Genomic DNA, 17125 nt, shown 5'->3' with positions numbered 1-17125 from the left:
GCCCGCTCCGGCACGGGTCCCGGGCGCCTCGCCGGCGGTGACGTGCCCCGACTCCACGCGCCCCGACAGCACGAGGACGCGGCAGCAGTGTAGGTCGCGTGCCGGCCGGGCACGGCCACCGCCCCGCAGTGATCGTCCGCGCCCGGATCCCTGGGCCAACTCGACCCCTCCGGGGTAGACTTGCAGGTCCCGGCCGCGCCGGCGGGTGTCCGCCCGGCCGCACGGACGCTCCGGGCGGCCGACGCCGGGTCCCGCCCGGGAGCCGGTCGCCACCACGGACGGAGAACGACTCGATGCACACCGCGTCCGCGCCCGTTCCCGACGTGTCGGTCGTCCTGCCCTGTGCGGGGTTCGGGACCCGTTTCGGGGCGCCCTACCCGAAGGAGCTGCACTGCCTGGCTCCCGGGGTCACCGTCCTGGACCGCAGTCTGGAAGCCGCCGTCGAGCTGGCCAAGAGCGGACTCGCGGTGCGGCTGGTCGTCGTCTTCGGCACGCACAAGCTCGACACGGTGCGCTATCTGACGCGGTACGCCGACACGTTCCAGCTGGTCTTCGTCCACCAGGACGAGTCGCTCGAACCCGGTCTCGGCGCGGCGATCCGGTCGGCCCTGCCGATGACGCACGGCCCGGTGGCCCTGGTCCTGCCCGACATCGTGCTCACCGGCGCCGACACGGCCGGCAGCCTCCTCGCCGCGCTGCGCGAGGTCGGCAGGTCGGGCTGGAGCGTCGTGGCCGCCGAGGAGCGTGACCCCGGCACGCTGCGGCAGATGGGCGCGCTCGCCGTCACCGGGACGGACGGTGCCATGACCGTGGGGGCGGCCACCGACAAGCCGGCGGACCCGTCGGGCTTCAACGCCTACTGGGGCATGGTGGCGGTCACCGAGGACGAGGCGCACCGGCTTCCCCACGTGGTGGAGAGCGGAGCGGTCAGCCCCCTGCCCGGTGCGGCCGCCCTCATGGTCGAGGGGATCGTCAACTACAACGCCCTCGCGGTCTGATCCCTGCCCCCGCGCCTCCGCACCGCGGCAGGCGGTGGGGCGCCGCGCACGACGCCCCACCGGTCCCGCCCTCAGCCCTTCACGGCGCTGCCGTTGATGGCCACGCGCTGGCCGTAGCGGGCGTAGGGGTAGTAGTCGTACGTCGCGTGGTGCTGGACGCAGCGGTTGTCCCAGAAGACGAGGGTGCCCGGGGTCCAGCGCACGCGGCAGTGCAGGACCGGCCGGCACGCGATCGTGTCGAAGAGCATGTCCAGGAGGGCCCGGCTCTCCTGCTCGGAGAGCGCCGGGATGCGGCTGGTGTACGCCTTGTTGACGTAGAGCAGCTTGCGGTCGGTCTCGGGGTGCCGGGCGACCAGCGGGTGTTCGCTCTTGGGGATGACGTAGTCCGCGGGCGGGGTGTACCCCGCCAGGGCGTGGGCGCCGTCGTGCGTGGCGGTGAGCCCGTCGAGAAGGGAGCGCAGGGCCGGGGAGAGCATGTCGTAGGCGAGGTGCATGTTGGCGAAGAGGGTGTCACCGCCGCAACCCGGCTCGGGGATCTCGGTGATGTACAGCATCGACCCGAGCGAGGGTTCGGCGTCCGCGGTGCCGTCGGCGTGCCAGCCGTTGCCCGCCACGTTGGCCGCGGCCGACGTCGTGCGGATCTCCAGGACGTAGGGATCGCCCTCCGGCGGCGGCGGGTTGACGGCACGCAGCTCGCCGAAGGCGCCGGCGAAACGCTTGTGGTCCTCCACCGAGATGTCCTGATCGCGGAAGACGAGGACGTGGTGGTCGCGGAACGCCGTGCGGATCTCGTCCAGTTGCTCCCCCGTGATCTCCTTCGACAGGTCGACGCCCGAGACCTCCGCGCCCAGCACGGGGGTGATGCGTTCGACGGTGAGCGTGCGGTAGGGGTGCACGGGACGCGTGGTCACCGCTTCCAGCGCTTCGCGTTCGTAAGACTCCATGACTTCCTCCAGAAGGGGTTACAGGCCTCGTTCGAGCGGTTCGGCGAGGGCGGGACGGCCGGGGGCGGTGCCGCCGCGCCCGGCGGCCGCCGCGGACCGGGGCGGGCGCGGGGTCATCCGGCGTGCTCCGGGTCGGTCAGGGCCGCCGCGATGGTCCCGGCCACGGTGAGCACATGGGGGTCCGCGACGATGCCGTAGTGGTCGGTGGGCAGGGACCGCCGGACGGCGCCGGGGGGCAGACAGGCGCTCCACTGACGGTCCGTCTCCCGGGGATCGCCGGGCGCGGGCATCCCCGCGGCGGGCCGCTCGGCCAGCCACAGGGACGTCGGGGTGGAGACCAGCGGCCGCACCGTGTGCTCACCCAGGCTGTGCAGGTTCGCCCGGCAGCAGCGGGCCAGCCGCTCGGCGTACGCCTGCGCGTGATCCGCCGAGGCCGGGCCGGTGGCGCCGCCGGTGCCCAGCTCCGCGGCGAACAGCTTCTCCAGGTGGGTCCCGTCGTAGGCGGCGACCAGCCCGTCCGCCCGCGGCGGCGGTGGGTCCAGCAGGTGCAGCGTCTCCACCGGACGCCCGGCCGCCTCGGCCAGCGCGGCCATCTCCATGGCCACCCGGGCGCCGAAGGACCACCCGGCCAGGTGGAGCCGGTGGGGGGCGCCGTCGAAGCGCTTCAGCAGCTCCGCCTCGTAGTGGCGGGCCCGTTCGGCCAGCGACCACGCGGGCGCCGTCGCGTCGCGGAGCGCCGGATCGGCGATGAGGCACACGGTCGCCCCGGGCCCGAGGGCCCGCACGAGCGACCGGTAGGCCTGGATGTCCCCGCCCACGGGGTGCACCAGGCACAGCACCGCCGGGCCCGTGCCCTCCTGCCAGACGTCGAGCACGACCGGTGAGGCGGTCGGGTCCGCCGCTCCGGCGGGCCCGGCCGGGGTGAGAGCGGCCTCGACGTGTTTGAGGATCTCGGCCAGGCTGACCCGGTAGCTGAACGAGGCCAGGTCGAACTCGACGCCGTGGTCGTCCTCGATCTGGGCGATCAGGGTGATCAGGGTCAGCGAGTCGGCACCGAGGTCGTACAGCGAGGCGTCCGGGTCCAGGGTGTCCACCCCCAGCAGTTCCCGGATCGTCCGGGTCAGGTCGGCGGCCCGCTCCGCGGCGCCGTCCGGTTCCGGAGCACCCGCCGCGGCGTCCGTGCGGTCCGTGGGCACGGACCGCGCGGCGGGCGGCTCCGCCCGGTCGCCGGCCGGGGCCGCGTAGAACACCCGGGAGGCGTCGATGCCGGTCGTGGAGACGAGGAGCTGCGGCAGTTGCAGGGCGAGCGCGTCGGCGAGCACGGCCTGGCCCTCCTCGACCGTCATACCGACCTCCAGGTGGGCCCGGTGGCGGCTGTCCGGGTTCGGCACCCGGGTCGCCATGCCGGTCTCGCTCCAGATGTCCCAGTCGACCGCCATCCGCACGGTCGTGTCCGCCTCCCCGGCCCGGTGGTGGGCGAAGCCGTCGAGGAGGCTCGCGCCGGCCGCGTAGTCGCTCTGGCCGACACCGCCGAGCAGGCCGGACATCGAGGAGCAGTAGACCGCGATCTCCGGACGGAAGGTCTCGATCAGGCGCTCCACGACGAGTGCGCCCCTCTCCCGTACGGAGGCCGCGCCGCGCACCGCGGCGGCGTCGCGCCGGACGAGCAGCGCCCCGTGCCCGAGACCGGCCGCGTGGACCACCGAGTCCAGGCGCGGGGCGTGCGCGGCGACGGACGCCGCCACCTCGTGCACGGGCGCGGTGGCCAGATCGGCGGGGATCAGGTCCACGCGGTCGGCCCAGCGGGTCAGTTCCACGGGCAGCCGGGGGTCCCTCGACAGCAGCAGGACCCGGCCGCCGGTGTGCCCGAGCAGCCAGGCGGCGACGGCGCGGCCCACACCGCCCGTGCCGCCCAGCACCAGGTGGACGGTGTCCTTCCCGGAGGGCGCGAGGGGCCGCGAGCCTGCCGGTGCCGGCACCCGCGTGGTGCCCGGCCGCCACCAGAAGCCCTGCCGCAGCGCGAGCTGCCGGGGCAGGACCGTGCCGCCGGGTCCGCCGGCGCGGGGTGCCGCGGCGACGGCCGAGGCCACCTGCCCGCCCCACCGGGCGAGGTCACCGTCGGGGAGGTCCAGCCAGTGGCCGTCCAGTGCGCCCTCCTGCGGGCCGACCTCGACCGGCCCGGCGAGGAGCGCCAGTTCGGGCCTCTCCACCGTGCCGTCCACGGGCCGGGCACCGTACGACAGCCACCACACCCGCGGGGATCCGGTCCGCCCGGCCAGGGCCGCGGCCAGGGCCGCAGCGGTGTCCAGGCAGGCGTGGCGGGCCCGTTCGAGCGTGGCGGGACCGACCGGCCCCTTCACGTCCAGGGGCAGCGCGTGCACCCACTCCACGTCCCCGAGGGACACGGCCCCGCCGTCACCGTCCCCGGACAGCGCGTCGAGCAGCAGGCCCAGGGACGCGGCGTCGGCCGGGTCGGCGTCGAAGGCGTCGGGGCCCCTGCGGGCGAAGACGCCGGACGGGTGCACCCGCACCACCCGGGACGCCAGGCTCCGGAACGGTTCGAGCGCCTCCCGCGGTGTGCTCCCGGAGGCCACCACGACCACGACGGACGCGCGGTCCGGCCCGGCGGTGGCGTCCGCGACGGCGGCGCGGCGCAGCCGGACCCAGTGCGGCTGGTGCAGCCAGTCGGCCCGGGGCAGCCGCCGGGGGGCCGCGGCCACGGCCCCGGGCGCGCGCTCGAAGTCGTACTCCGCCGACGCGAACGACGGCGGCGGGAAGTCCCAGGGCGCCGGGGCGTGGCCCGTGCCCCAGCCGACCGGCCGGCCGGCGGTCCAGAGCTCCGCGAGCTCACCGGCCGCGCGGCCGGCGGCGGACACCGGAGGGGCGTCCGGGTCCGCGGTGCCGTACGGGACCTCGCCCGCGGCCACCGCGCGCAGCCAGTCCACGGCGGCGGCGGCGTCCGCGGCGGGTGCGGCGGCCCGCAGGCGGCGGGCCGTGCGCCCGGTCTGCAGATGGCGCAGCACCTCCTCGTACCGCTCGGGCCGCAGCCGGAGGTGGTCGGCGATGCGGGCGGCGTCGGCGGCGAGCGCCTCCGGGCCGGACGCGGACAGCACCACGCACCGCGACACCTCGGAGGCCGGCGCGGTGCCGGTCCCGGTGTCCTCCTCCACGATCACGTGGGCGTTGGTGCCGCCGATCCCGAAGCTGCTCACCGCGGCGACGCGCCGCCGTCCCCGGGGCCAGGGCACGGCCCGCTCCGGGATGTGGAAGGGAGTGGGGTCGGGGCCTATCTCCGGGTTGAAGGCGCGGAAGTTGAGGTGCGGCGGGACACGGTCGTGGTGCACCGCGAGGACGGCGCGCACGAGGCCCACCACACCCGCGGCCGCTCCCATGTGGCCGATCTGGCTCTTGACCGAGCCGAGCGCGCAGCGACCGGACTCGCTCACGTCGAACGCCTGGCGCAGCGCGCTGACTTCGATGGGATCGCCCAGCCGGGTACCGGTGCCGTGCGCCTCGACGTAGCCGAGGTCGGCGCCCGTGCGTCCGGCGCGTGCCAGGGCGGTCCGGATCACCTCGCGCTGCCCGGACAGCGACGGGGCGGTGTAACTCATCTTTTCCGCACCGTCGTTGTTGATCGCGGAGCCGGTGACGACCGCGTAGACGGTGTCGCCGTCGAGGCGTGCCCGGCGCAGCGGCTTGAGGACCACCACGCCGACGCCGCTCGCGCCGATCGTCCCGGTCGCGTCGTCGCTGAAGGGGCGGCAGTCGCCGTCCGCGGAGAAGATGTGCTGCGGGCGGTAGCGGTAGCCCTCCCGCAGCCCCGGGTCGATCAGCACCCCTCCGGCGAGCATGACGTCGGCCTCGCCCTGCCGGAGCAGCCCGGCCGCGAGGTGCACGGCGACCAGCGAACTGGAGCACGCCGTCTGGACGCTGAAGGCCGGACCGGTCAGACCCAGGTGATAGGCCGCCTTGGTGGCCAGGAAGTCCTTCTCGTGGTGCAGGGCGAGCTGGAAGCCGTCCGGCAGCCGCCCGGCGTCGGCCTCGCGCAGCAGGGACTGGAAGTACGTGTTCTCCCCGGCACCCGCGACCAGGCCCACGCGCGCGGCGGAGGTGTCCGCGATCCCGGCGTGCGCCAGCGCCTGGACGCCGGCCATCAGCAGATGGCGCTGCTGCGGGTCCATCAGGCGGGCTTCCTGCGGGCTGATGCCGAAGTGGCCCGGGTCGAAGTCGAGCATCCCGTCGAGCGTGCTGTGCGCGCCGATGACGCCCTCCGGGGCGTCGAAGCGCCGGATGCCGGTGCCGCCGGAGACCACCAGGTCCCAGAACGCCGCCAGGTCCGGGGCGCCGGGCACCCGCACCGCCATCCCGACGACCGCGATCGGTTCGCCGGGCTCCGGGGCCTCCGGGTCCCTGCCGGCCGGTGCGGCGGCGGTGCCGGACCCCTGGCCGGGGGAGCCGTCCGCGGCGAGGTGCCGGGCCAGCGAGCGCACGGTGACGTGCTCGAACAGGTCCGCCACGTCGAAGCGCAGACCGAGCGCCGTGGTGCAGCGGAGGTGGAAGCGCATGAGGGCGAGACTGGAGGCGCCCGCCTCGAAGAAGGTCTGGTCCGGCCCGATCACCGCCCCGGTGACCTCCTCGAAAGCGACGGCGAGCCGCTCCTCCTCGGCCGACAGCCCGGTGCGCACGACCGCCGAGCGGCCCAGCTCCTCGCCCCGCGCCCGGAGCGCCGCCTGCCGGTCCAGCTTGCCGCTGGCGGTGCGCGGCAGCGTCTCCAGCCTCCGGAAGCGGTCCACGCGGACCCAGGAAGGCAGCAGCGACGCCAGGTGCGCGGTCAGCTCGTCGCCCGTCGGGGCGGCGCCACGGACCTCCAGGCAGGCCGTCAACCGGTCGCCGTCGCGTGCGACGACGGCGTTGACCACCGCCGGATGGCGCAGCAGGGCCGCCTCGACGGAGCCGAGCTCCAGCCGGTGCCCGCTCAGTTTGATCTGCTCGTCGTCGCGGCCCGCGTGGTGCAGCAGGCCCGCGTCGTCGAACCACGCCCGGTCGCCGCTGCGGTAGAACAGGCCCGCACCCGGGATCTCGACGAAGCGGGCCTCGTTCAGTGCGGGTTCGTCGAGGTAGCAGCGGGTGGCCATGGTGCCGCCGATCAGCAGCTCCCCGGTGCACCGGGGCGGGACCGGATCGCCCTGGGCGTCCACCACGCGCAGGTCGGCACCGGCCACCGGGCGTCCGACGGCGGGCCGTTCGGGCCACCGCTCCGGGTCCCCGTCCAGGCACAGCGCACTGACCACGTGCGTCTCGGTCGGACCGTAGTGGTTGAACAGCCGGGCGCCGGGCAGCCCGGCGAACCAGCGGCGGATGCTGTCGGTGCACACCAGCTGCTCGCCCGCGGTGACCACCTCGCGCAGCCGGGAGGGGAAGCGGCCCAGGCGGACCGCGTACTCGGCGAGCAGTTGCAGGGCCACGTAGGGCATGAAGATCCGCTCGGTGCCCGCGGACTCCAGGCGTTCCAGGAGCGCCGGGGCGTCCTGGCGCCAGTCGGGGCGTACGAGCTGGAGGGTGCCGCCGGTGCACAGCGTCCCGAAGCTCTCCTGGAAGGACACGTCGAACGCCAGCATCGAGAACTGCTGGGTGGCCGCCGGTGCGGCCAGGCCGCCGGGGCCCGACTGCCACCGGATCAGGTCGCACAGCGTGCGGTCGGATATCTGCACGCCCTTGGGCACGCCGGTGGAGCCGGAGGTGAACAGGGTGTACAGCGGGCGGGCGCCGTCGTGCGCGCGCGCCGCGTCCCCGCCCTCCGGAACCTCCGGGGCCCGGTCCGCCGGAGCGACGGGATGGCGCGGCACACCGGCGGGCAGCAGCGCGTCCAGCGCCGGCGCGCCGTCCGGGGCGACCAGGACGCACAGCGGGTCGACCTGCTCCAGGACGCGGCGCAGCGCGTCGACCGGGTACGCGGGGTCCAGCGGGACCGCGGTGACGTTCAGCCGCGCCAGCGCCAGCAGGGCCACCACGTGCTCCGCGGACGGCTCCAGGTACAGCGCGGCCCGGCACGGGGCGCCGCCGGTCGGGACCGGGTAGCGCGCGGCCAGTTCCGCCGCGAGGGCCGCGGCGCGGGCGTCGAGCGCCGCGTAGCTGAGGGTGGCCCCGTCCGCCGTGAGGACGGCGGGGGAGTCCGGGGTCCGGGAGACCTGCCGTGCGAAGCCCTCGGCGATCGTGGCGAAGCCCGCCTCCGGGACCGGACCGCGCCCGTGCTCCGGCAGCGACCGCCGGTACGGTGCGACCAGCTCCCGCGCGGTCGGACGGCCGCCCGAGGCCAGCGCGTCCACCCCGCCGCGGAACAGCCCGGTCATCGCCTCGACCGTCCCGTCGGCGAAGCGGTCCTCGGCGTACTCCCACAACAGCTCGAGCCCGTCGGCGTGTTCGAGCACGGACACCGTCATGGGGCACTTGGCCTCCGCCGCGGCCCACCACAGCGGACGCTGGACGCAGCCGGGCAGCCGCAGCGCCCCGAAGTCGGTGTTCTCCAGGACGAACAGGAAGTCGAACGGGGTGCCGTCGCCGACGGCCTCCCAGCCGGTCAGCACGTCGGCGAGCGCCACGTCGTGGTGCCGCAGGACCTGCCCGGTGCCGTCCGCCGTACGGACGAGGTGCGCGCGCAGATCCTCACCGGGCACCACGTCCACGGGCAGCAGCACGGTGTTCGCCATCATGCCGACGCTGTCCTCGAACTCGCGTGCCGCGCGGTTGGCGACCGGGGCCGCGATACGCGGGCGCACCAGGCCGGTCGCGCCGTACAGGCTCCAGGAGAACACGCTCAGCAGCACCTGGAAGCGGGTCATCCCGAGCTCGGCGCCGAGCCGGTCCAGGGTGGCCAGCCGCGCCGCGTCGAGCGAGGTGTGCAGCAGCCGCGCCCGCGGAGCGGGCCCCGCGTCGTGGGAGGGCAGCGGCTCCTGGGCCTCCTCCAGCCCGCGGTAGTGGCCGAGGAGCTCGTCGCGCCGGGTGCGGTAGGCGGCGGTCGCGAACCGGTCGCTCTGCCAGACGGCCAGGTCCAGGGGCGTCGGAGCCGGGGCCGTGCCCGGGGAGGTCCCGGCGTAGGCGGCGGACAGGTCCCGCAGCAGGACGCTCAGGGACCAGCCGTCCACGGCGATGTGGTGCAGGTGCAGCAGCAGCGTCCCGCCCCCGTCCCGGGGCAGCCAGCACGCCCGGAGCATACGGGGGACGGCGAGGTCGAAGGGCTCGGCGAAGAAGGCGTCGGCGAAGGCGTGCGCCTCGTCCTCGTCCCAGGTCCGCCGCACCTCCGGCTCGTACCAGGGGTCGAACGGTTCGCCGACGGTCTGCCGCACGCCCCCCTCCCCGGGGACGAAGCCCGTCCGCAGCGCCGCGTGCCGCTCCACCAGGGAACGCAGCGCCCCCCGGAGGGCGGCCACGTCCACGTCCCCGTCCACCCGGAAGGCCTGGTGGACGGAGTACGCCCGGGAGTCCGGCGTGTGGCGCTGCACCAGCCACAGCCGCCGCTGCTCGCTCGTCGCGGGCGCGGTGCGGGCGCCGGAGACCGCCGGGGGCGGCGAGGCGTCCGCCTCGTCCGCGCCCGTCAGGACGGCCCGGACGGCCGTGGCCAGATCGCCGTGGAGGACGACCGCCTGCGGCAGGTCGCGGCCCCACCGCTTCCGGACGGCGAAGCAGAACCGCAGGGCCTTCAGCGAGTCGCCGCCGGCGGCGATCCACCGGTCGCCGAGCCCGAGGCCGGTGACCCCCAGGACCTCCTCGGCCAGATCCAGCACCTCGCGCTCCGCCTCGGTCGCCGCCGGGCCGTCGGCCGCGGCCGGCCGCCAGGGCCGGCCGGCCCGCAGCAGCAGCGCGGCCTCGTCGATCTTGCCGTTGGCGTTGAGCGGCAGCTCCTCCACGAGATGGATCCGGTGCGGTCGCATGTAGGCGGGCAGCCGGTCCGCGAGATGGCTGTCGAACTCCTCGTAGGACAGCTCCCGTTCCAGCACGACGAACGCCAGCAGCTCGTTCGGCCCGTCCTGGTCCGCGCGGCGCGTGCACACATGGGTCCGCCGGACCGCCGGGTGGGCGACGACGTGCCGCTCCACCTCCCCGGGCTCGATCCGGAAGCCGCGGACCTTGACCTGGCGGTCGGCCCGCCCGACGTACACGACCCGGCCGTCCTCGTCCGCGGTGACGAGGTCACCGGTGCGGTAGTGGAGCTCCGCGCCCCCGTCGAGCCACGCGAGCCGCACGAAACGCCGCTCGGTCTCCTCCGGGAGGTTGCGGTACCCGGCCGCCAGTCCGGCGCCGCTCAGCAGGAGTTCGGCGACCTCACCGGCGGCGGCGACCCGCTCCCCGTCCGGTACGACCAGGACGGCGCCGGTCTGCGGCAGGGGCCGGCCGATCGGCACCACGTCGGCGTCGAAGTCCCGGGGGATCGGATGGAACAGGGCGAACGTGGACGACTCCGTCGGCCCGTAGACGTTGAACAGCCGGGTGCCGCTGCCGGCGTTGTCCCGGTACCAGCGGCTGATCACCCGGGGGTTGAGCTGCTCCCCGCCCACCAGGACCTCCCCGGCCGCGGCGAAGCAGTCCGGCACGGCCGTGACCATCGCGTTGAACAGCGCCGTCGTGATGAAGAGGGTGTCCACCCGCTCACGCCGGAGCGCCTCGGCCAGCCGCTCGGGCACCCGCACGTCACCGTCGCGCAGGACCACGCAGCAGCCGCCGGTCAGCAAGGGGGTCCAGACCTCGAAGCTCAGCGCGTCGAAGGCCGGATTCGCCAGCCAGGCGTAGCGCAGGCCGGGCTCGGCCCGGATGTAACCGGGCCGGGCCAGTCGCACGATCCCGGCGTCGCGGACCTCCACGCCCTTGGGGCGCCCGGTCGTCCCCGAGGTGTAGAAGAGGAAGGACACCGCGCCTGCGGCGGCCGGCTCGGGCGCGGGGGCCGCGGCGTCGGGGAGTCCGGGCAGCAGCGTGTCCACGGCGAGCACCGTCAGCTCCGGCGGAAGACCGCCGGAACCCTCCGCACCGTCGTGCACCAGGGCGGCCGCCGCCGAGTCCCGCAGCATGAACAGACGCCGTTCGGCGGGACTCTGCGTGTCCAGCGGCACCACACGCGCCCCCAGCCGCAGAACGCCCAGCATCACGCAGACCAGCCGCCACGAACGCGGCAGCGCCACCGCGACGGACTGCCCGGCCGTCACACCCTGCCGGGCCAGCTCCGCGGCGACGGCGGCCGCGGCGGCGTCCAGCGTCGCGTAGTCCAGCCGTACGTCACCGTCGACGACTGCCTCCGCCCCCGGTGAGCGCAGGGCCCGCAGATGGACCCCGAGAGCGATCCCGGCCGGCCGGTCCCGGCCTTCCGCCGGACCGGCGGGGGACGTTTCGACGTGCGGTTCCATCATGCCTCCGACGTACCAGAAAGAGTCGTGCGCGCCGTCCCGGTCGCGCCGGGGCCGGTCGACAGCCCCTCCAGCTCGGCGGCGAGCACGGCCGCCACCCGGGGCAGTTCGTCGCTCTCCAACATGTCCCAGTGGCCGCAGGCCACCGGCTCGACGGCGAACGGGCCGCTGACGCGCTGCCGCCAGAACGCGCGCATACCGGCCGCCGCGCCCTCGGCGTCCTCGTCCTCCACGGCCGTCGCCTGCACCAGCACGACCCGGGCCGGGGACTCGGGCACCACGTAGTCGCGCGCCGTCTCGCGGTGGTGGTTGTACACGTTCAGATACCGGGCCACCTGGTCGTCGTCGATGCCCGGGTACATGCCGTTGAACCGGACCAGCTTGTCCCGGAACTCCTCCATGCCGACCGGCTCGATCGCCGCGCGCTGCTCCGCGTCCTGCGCGCCGTGGGTGTCGAGCAGCACCACACCGACCCGCTCGTGGCCGGCCGCCGCCAGGATGCGGCCCATCTCGTAGGCGATCAGGCCGCCGTAGGACAGCCCGCACAGCACCAGGACCTCGTCCGGACGGGGAGCGACCAGCCGCAGGTACTCCCGGGCCATCGCCTCGACACCGGGCAGGACGGACTCGCCGGGGTCGATGCCGGGCGCCTGGAGTCCCACCACCCCCACGTCCTCGGGCAGCGCCGTGGACAGCGGCAGATAACAGAACGCGGTCCCGCCGGCCGGGTGCACGCACACCACGCGCCGCCCGCCGTCGCCCGCCCGGAACTCCACCAGGCTGCCGGACTCCGCGGACGCCGCCGCCCCGGCCCCGACGGTGCGCACCCGCGCGGCCAGCGCCTCGATGGTGGGGTGCAGCATCACCTCCCGGACCGGCAGGGTCACACCGAGCTGCTCCTGGACGGCCGACGCCATCTTGATCGCCGAGATCGACGTGCCGCCGAGCTCGAAGAAGTTGTCACCGATCCCGACGTCCGGATGCAGCAGCACCTGGCGCCAGATCCGGTACAGCGCCATCTCGACGTGGTCGCGGGGCGCGGCCGTGTTGACCCGGCCGCCGTGCGCCCGGACCGTCGCCCGCAGCACCTCCGCCCGGTCCACCTTGCCGCTGCGGTTGAGCGGCAGCCGCGGGAACTCGGCGACCACCACCGGGATCATGTAGTCCGGCAGGCGGTCCCCGAGGGCGGCCCGCCACTCGTACGCCGTCCGCGGGGAACCGGGGTCGCATCCGACGCCGGCGACCAGGTGCGGGCCGCCCGGTGTCTCGCGGTCGGCCAGCACCACGGCCTCGTGCACGCCGGGCACCGCCAGCAGCGCCGCCTCGACCTCACCCGGTTCGATGCGGAAGCCGCGCAGCTTGAGCTGGTCGTCGCGGCGGCCGACGTACTCGGCGTTGCCGTCGGGCAGCCAGCGCGCCGTGTCACCGGTGCGGTAGACGCGCTCGCCGGGGACGAACGGATCGGGCACGAAACGCTCGTCGGTGAGGTCGGGCCGGTTCAGATAGCCGCGGGCCAGGCTCGCCCCGCCGAGGTAGACCTCGCCGGGCACACCCACCGGCACCGGCCGCATGCGGTCGTCGAGCAGGTACAGGCGGGTGCCGCGCAGCGGCCGGCCGATGGGGCAGGACCGCTCGTACGGCTGCGGGTCGGTGTAGGCCGTGGAGTAGAGCGTCGCCTCGGTGGGGCCGTAGCCGAAGCAGACGCGCAGGCCCGGCAGCAGCTCGCACATCCGGTGCAGGGCGCTCTCGGGCAGGGACTCCACCCCGGTCAGGAGCTGGCGCAGGCTCAGCCCGGCCAGCCGCACGGCCGGGTCCTCGTCGATCCACAGGACGTAGGACGGCGGCAGGAACGCCTGGGTCACCTTGTGCTCGCGCAGCCAGTCCATCAGGGCTCCCGGATCGCCCCGGAGCTCGTCGGGGACCAGGTGGAGCACCGCTCCGGTGGTCAGCGGCACGAGGAGCTCGTGCACCGACGCGTCGAACCCGATGCTCGACCAGGCCGACGCCGCCTCGCCGGGGGCCTCTCCCATGAGGTCGCGCCAGTGGTCGAAGAGGTTGACGACACTGCCGTGCGTCACCGCCACACCCTTCGGGCGGCCGGTCGACCCGGAGGTGTAGATGACGTAGGCCAGCCGGGCCGGGTCCGCACCCACGTCCGGCACCGCGTCGTGCGTTCCCTCCGCCTCCGTCTCCGCCAGGTTCCTCCACAGCGGCCGTTCGTCGCCCCCGGCGTCCGCCCGGTCGGTCAGCACCAGCACCGGTGCCGCGTCGCCCACCATGGCGGCGAGGCGCTCCGGGGGCTGCTCCGGGTCCAGGGGCAGGTAGGCCGCACCCGCCTTGAGGACGCCGAGCACCCCCACGACGAGTTCGGCCGTGCGGCCGGTGTGCAGGCCCACCACGGTGTCCGGCCCCGCGCCGCGGGCGAGCAGCGCGGAGGCGAGCCGGCCGGACCGCCGGTCCAGCGTCGCGTAGTCCAGCTCCGTGTCACCCGCCACCACCGCGAGCTGGTGCGGCCGTTCGCGGACCTGACCCGCGAACCGCTCCAGCAGGCCCGCCGGTTCGGGCCCGGCCGCGGCGGGCCCGGCGCTGAAGGCGGCGAGGATCTCGCGCTGCTCGTCCTCGTCCAGCAGCGTCAGGTCGGCCGTGGCGGCCTCGGGCCGTTCGGTCATCAGCCGCAGGACGCGCAGGAACTGGCGTATGTACCGCTCGACGGTCGCCCGGTCGAACAGCGCCACCGCGTAGTCGATCTCCCCGCTGAGCACCGGGCCCTCGTCGGCCAGCGCCAGGACCAGGTCGAACTTGGCCGGGACGTGAGCGGCGTCCTCTCGCAGCGCCACGTTCAGGTCGGGGAGGTCCAGCTCCTTCTTCATGGAGGGGACCCAGGCGAACATCGCCTGGAACAGCGCCGTGTAGGCGGGGCTCCGCGGCGGGTTGACCAGCTCCACGACCCGCTCGAACGGCAGGTCGACGTGCTTGAGGGCGTCGCGGATCCGCTGGTTCACCTGCTTCAGGGCGTTGCTGACCGTGGGGGAGCCCGACAGGTCCGTGCGCAGGGCGATCGTGTTGACGAAGAAGCCGATCAGGCCGGTGACGTCCCCGCGGCGGCGGTTCGACGTGGGAGCCCCGACAACGATGTCGTCCTGTCCGGAGAGGAGGGACAGCAGCACCGTCCAGCCGGTCAGCACGGTCGCGTACAGGGAGACATCGTTGTCGGCGGCGAGGGCGCGCAGGGCCCGTGTCAGGTCCTCGTCCACGGTCACCGGCACCCGGTCGCCGTCGAAGGACTGCTCGGGCGGACGGGGCCGGTCGGTGGGCAGGGAGAGCACGGCCGGGGCGCCGGCCAGCGCGCCGGACCAGTAGGCGGCGTGCGCTTCGGGTTCCTCACCCGACATCCAGTCCCACTGCCAGCGGGTGTAGTCGCTGTACTGCCACGTCAGCTCCGGCAGCGACGCGTCCCGCCCCTCCTGGAGAGCGGCGTACACCAGGCCCAGCTCCTTGAGCAGCAGGGTGCGGGACCAGCCGTCGAAAATGATGTGATGGGCCGTCAGGAGCAGGACGTGGTACTCCGGTTCGAGCGCCACCAGGCAGCCGCGCACCATGGGTTCCTCGCCCAGGCGGAACGGAGTGCCCTCCACCTCCCGCCGTGTCCGCGCGAAGCGCTCGGCCGCGTCCGGCAGACCCGTCAGGTCCTCCACGACCACCGGGAAACCGGTGTCCGGCGGATCCACGACCTGGAACGCCGAGCCCCCGGAGGGCACCAGACGGGTGCGCAGCGCCTCGTGCCGCGCGGCCAGCAGGTGCAGCGCCCGGACGAGCAGGTCCCGGTCCAGCGGCCCCCGGATGTCGAAGGGCATCGGCTCGTTGTAGGCGGCGCTGGCGTCTCCGTCCATGCGCGCCATGACCCACAGCCGCTCCTGTGCCAGTGACAGGGGCGCGGGGGAGCTCTCGCCGCCGGAGTGGTGGGTGACGGTGGTTCGGGGGGAAGGCACGGGGTTGCCCCTCACTAGAAAGAACGCGCCGGGAATCGGATCCTGCGTCACCGGAGGATCAATCAGTCGCGAAATCACGCATGGGTGCGCGCGAGTTCGCCGATTTCGAACGATTCAATCCGGAGTCCGGAATGTGTACAGCGAAACAATGCGCAGAGCGGAAAACTCCGGGGCGGAACCGGAACGGAACCGGAACGGAACCGGAGCGGAGGCACCGGGCTGCCCAGGACGGCCGTTTCTCCTGCTGAACGGACGTGTGCACCGTGTGGCAGCCCCTCCGGGGCGCGGGTCGACGTCCTCACGGGCGACGAGGGAACTCGCGTGAACGCCTGGACAACGCCATTTCTTACCGGAACCCCATAAAAGTGTGTCAGATGCTCGCGGAGGGGCCGTCCGAGGAGATTCCTCTTCTCCGGCCGCCCCGGCGGCGGATGATTTCCGATGATATTAAATGGGTCCCGATTGGATGGTCAACAGTGACCCACGCCACACTCGCCCAGGGGGCGGCCGCCCCCTCGCGGCGGGCGGACGGCGCCCGCGCCCCTTCGGGTGCGGGCGCCGTCCGCAGCGGGTTTTCCGGCGACGGCTGATGCGGCGTCAGCTTTTCCTCTCGCAGGGCCCGTCGCCATGGGGCGCGACACCGCACCGACGCCGGCTCGTGTGCCTGAGCGCTCGGCGGAGACGAAGCGCCTCACGGTGAGGGGTGGCTCCCCGGGGCGTCGTGGGTGCCCGTGAGGGGAGTAGGGGAAAGTACGACGGGCTCCTCGCCCGGTTCCAGCAGGGTTTCCGCTGCTCCGACGATCAGTGGGTCGGGTAGCCCGACGGCGGTCTCGTCCTTGTTCTCGTAGTCCACCCGTGCGAGCAGGCTGCGCATCGCCTCGAGCCGCCCGCGCCGCTTGTCGTTGTTCTTCACGACCGTCCAGTGCGCCACCGCGGTGTCGGTGGCGCGGAACATGGCTATCTTCGCGTCGGTGTACGCGTCCCACAGATCCAGAGACGCTACATCCGTCGGGGACAGTTTCCACCGCCGCACCGGGTCCACCTGCCGGATCGCGAAGCGGGTGCGCTGTTCGGCGCGTGAGACCGAGAACCAGAACTTGACCAGGATGATCCCGTCCTCCACGAGCATCTCCTCGAAGAGAGGGCACTGGCGGAGGAACAGCTCGCACTCGCGGGCCGTGCAGAACCCCATCACCTTCTCGACGCCGGCCCGGTTGTACCAGGACCGGTCGAAGAAGACGATCTCCCCTCGTGCGGGGAGATGGCGGACGTACCGCTGGAAGTACCACTGTCCTGACTCTCGGTCCGACGGCTTGTCGAGAGCGACGATCCGAGCGCCGCGGGGGTTGAGACGCTCCGTGAAGCGCTGGATCGTCCCGCCCTTGCCCGCCGCGTCCCGACCCTCGAACAGGACGACGACCCGCGCGCCCGAGTCCTGCACCCACCGTTGGAGCTTGAGCAGTTCGATCTGCAGCACGCGCTTGCTGCTCTCGTACTCGGCACGCCGCAGTCTGCGCGTGTAGGGATGGTTCTCCCGCCAGGTCTGGATCGTGTCACCCGCGCCGTCCAGCAGCACGGGTCTCTCCGGGCGGCTCCTGTCGATGCTGAGCCCCTCGAGCAGATTCTGCTTGGCTTCCTCGTCCACGTCCCCTGAAGTACCCCCGTCCCCTTTGCGCACGCTTTGCCTCACGCGCGAATCTGTCGCAGCCTGCCGGACGCGGCCTGCCTGTGGTTCCGAAGCCCGCGTCTGGTTTGCGCCGCCGCCGGGCGGACACACGAGCCGCGCCGGAGGGTGAGCGTGA

At 74.2% G+C, this 17125-nt stretch carries 5 protein-coding genes; 1 reads left to right on the top strand and 4 read right to left on the bottom strand.

All coding sequences use genetic code 11. The features are described 5' to 3' along the window. The first annotated feature begins 293 nt into the window (after nucleotides 1-293). Nucleotides 294-998: an NTP transferase domain-containing protein gene (locus ABZ172_RS25770; protein WP_356886930.1), complete on the top strand. Its 705-nt coding sequence runs from the start codon at nucleotides 294-296 to the stop codon at nucleotides 996-998. A 71-nt stretch (nucleotides 999-1069) separates the two neighbouring features. Here the strand turns inward: ABZ172_RS25770 and ABZ172_RS25765 are convergent, their stop codons facing one another. The 4 genes from ABZ172_RS25765 to ppk2 form a co-directional block, all read right to left on the bottom strand. Further along, a complete protein-coding gene (locus tag ABZ172_RS25765) occupies nucleotides 1070-1942 on the bottom strand; it encodes a TauD/TfdA family dioxygenase (protein ID WP_356886928.1) in 873 nt (290 codons plus the stop codon). Nucleotides 1943-2055: 113 nt separating this feature from the next. Further along, nucleotides 2056-11337, bottom strand: a complete 9282-nt coding sequence (locus tag ABZ172_RS25760) for an amino acid adenylation domain-containing protein (protein WP_356886926.1) — start codon at nucleotides 11335-11337, stop codon at nucleotides 2056-2058. Continuing rightward, nucleotides 11334-15323, bottom strand: a complete 3990-nt coding sequence (locus tag ABZ172_RS25755; protein ID WP_356886924.1) for an amino acid adenylation domain-containing protein — start codon at nucleotides 15321-15323, stop codon at nucleotides 11334-11336. The genes ABZ172_RS25760 and ABZ172_RS25755 overlap by 4 nt, the downstream gene beginning before the upstream one ends. A 691-nt stretch (nucleotides 15324-16014) precedes the next feature. Beyond that, nucleotides 16015-16968 carry a polyphosphate kinase 2 gene (gene ppk2 / locus ABZ172_RS25750; protein WP_356886922.1) on the bottom strand — a complete coding sequence of 318 codons (954 nt, stop codon included), beginning with the start codon at nucleotides 16966-16968 and terminating at the stop codon, nucleotides 16015-16017. Nucleotides 16969-17125: the final 157 nt, after the last annotated feature.

The organism is Streptomyces sp. NPDC006296, from assembly GCF_040613235.1.
Lineage (GTDB): Bacteria > Actinomycetota > Actinomycetes > Streptomycetales > Streptomycetaceae > Streptomyces.
The sequence above is the reverse complement of the archived record's forward strand: the minus strand, read 5'-3'. Positions and strand labels throughout refer to the sequence as shown.

Bases quoted from the DNA above. Each gene is read 5' to 3' on its own strand.
- ABZ172_RS25770 (WP_356886930.1), top strand. From the start codon at position 294: ATGCACACCGCGTCCGCGCCCGTTCCCGACGTGTCGGTCGTCCTGCCC.
- ABZ172_RS25765 (WP_356886928.1), bottom strand. From the start codon at position 1,942: ATGGAGTCTTACGAACGCGAAGCGCTGGAAGCGGTGACCACGCGTCCC.
- ABZ172_RS25760 (WP_356886926.1), bottom strand. From the start codon at position 11,337: ATGATGGAACCGCACGTCGAAACGTCCCCCGCCGGTCCGGCGGAAGGC.